This window comes from Undibacterium sp. Rencai35W, assembly GCF_049340185.1.
Lineage (GTDB): Bacteria > Pseudomonadota > Gammaproteobacteria > Burkholderiales > Burkholderiaceae_D > Undibacterium.
Window position 1 is genome coordinate 1 of record NZ_JBMPPC010000017.1, and the last position, 1,399, is coordinate 1,399.

A 1,399-nucleotide genomic window follows, 5' to 3' on the forward strand; every position below is an offset into this window, starting at 1 on the left:
ATGGGGATCAGATTTCAACGCGAGGAGTCCACTATGAATGCTACTACCGTGGCCGTTGATTTGGCCAAATCTGTGTTTCAACTTGCTGTTGCCGATACGCAATGGCGTGTAATCGAACAACATCATTTGACGCGAGCGCAATTTGAGCGATGGTTTGTAAACCGCAATGTTTCGCTGGTGATCATGGAGGCTTGTGGCTCGGCTCATCATTGGGCGCGTTCTTTGAATGCTTTGGGTATCGACGTTAAGTTACTTCCCGCAGCTTACATCAGGGCTTATGTAAAACGCAACAAAACCGATGCAGCAGATGCTTGTGCTTTATTAGAGGCTGCCCGTTGCGCCGACATTCGCCCAGTCAACATAAAATCAATTGAGCAGCAAGCTCTGCAAGGCTTGCATCGCACACGTTCATTGTGGATGGGAACGCGCACCTCACGCATCAATGCGCTGCGCGGTTTTTGTCGGGAGTTTGGTATTTCCGTTACGACTGGAAGTCGCAACGGCATAGAACAAATCTCACGTGTTCTGGCTGACCCCAATACGTCGGTTCCTCACTTGATTCGCGGCACCATGAAATTATTGGTTGAAGAAATTCATTTGCTCGAAGCGCGTGTCGCCCAATTAGAAAAAGAGTTGACCCAGCTTGCTAAGCAAAGCGCCGCTTGCACGACCTTGCTTTCGATTCCTGGTATCGGCTTGTTGACTGCAACCGCGATGGTGGCAGCCACGAGTGGTAGCGTTGCCCATTTTAAAGATGCGCGTCATTTCGCGAGCTGGTTCGGTTTAACGCCGAAAGAATATTCCTCTGGTAGCACGCGATACTTGGGGCATATTTCTAAACGTGGCGATCGTTATCTTCGTATGCTATTGACGCACGGCGCACGTTCTGTTTTACGAGCGGCTAGCGTTAGTTTAAGTGCCGGTCGGCACTTAGATGAATTGCGCAGCTGGGCACTGAAAGTGCAAGGTCGAACGAATCATAACAAGGCGGCCTGCGCCCTTGCCAACAAACTGGCACGCATTTGCTATGCAACGCTGCGTGATGGTGAAGACTATGGGGCTGTACAGCGATTGAATAAGAAATTAGAGAGAACCTCGTATCCAATGCCAGCTTGATCGATTTACTTGAAACTTGTCATACCGATTTCCCACCAGCCTTTGCGTAGAGATTACTCATCCATCATGGCACAACGGAACGCAACCAGATCATTGAACGCCGATAACCCTTCCGGCAGCTTTACGCCTGCCGCTCGTAACGAGTGGCGCAATGATCACGCAGATTCCATGTCGGCACGGAACACAATAGATTCCACATTAGATGCCGGATATACGACTGCAGGCTTATTCCTCGCGCCAGAACTATTGACTAATTTCTTGTACTTTGGGGGGAGTCCATATA

Annotated in this window: 2 protein-coding genes; both read left to right on the top strand. The window is 49.7% G+C overall.

Features of this window, described 5'->3' with window-relative positions:
- Window positions 1-33 precede the first annotated feature (33 nt).
- Window positions 34-1,116: an IS110 family transposase gene (locus tag ACO0K3_RS19465; RefSeq protein ID WP_422987496.1), complete on the top strand. Its 1,083-nt coding sequence runs from the start codon at window positions 34-36 to the stop codon at window positions 1,114-1,116.
- Between the two features lie 66 nt (window positions 1,117-1,182).
- Window positions 1,183-1,399, top strand: a 217-nt coding sequence (locus ACO0K3_RS19470) for a hypothetical protein (protein WP_422987498.1), incomplete at its 3' end; no start/stop codon positions are given.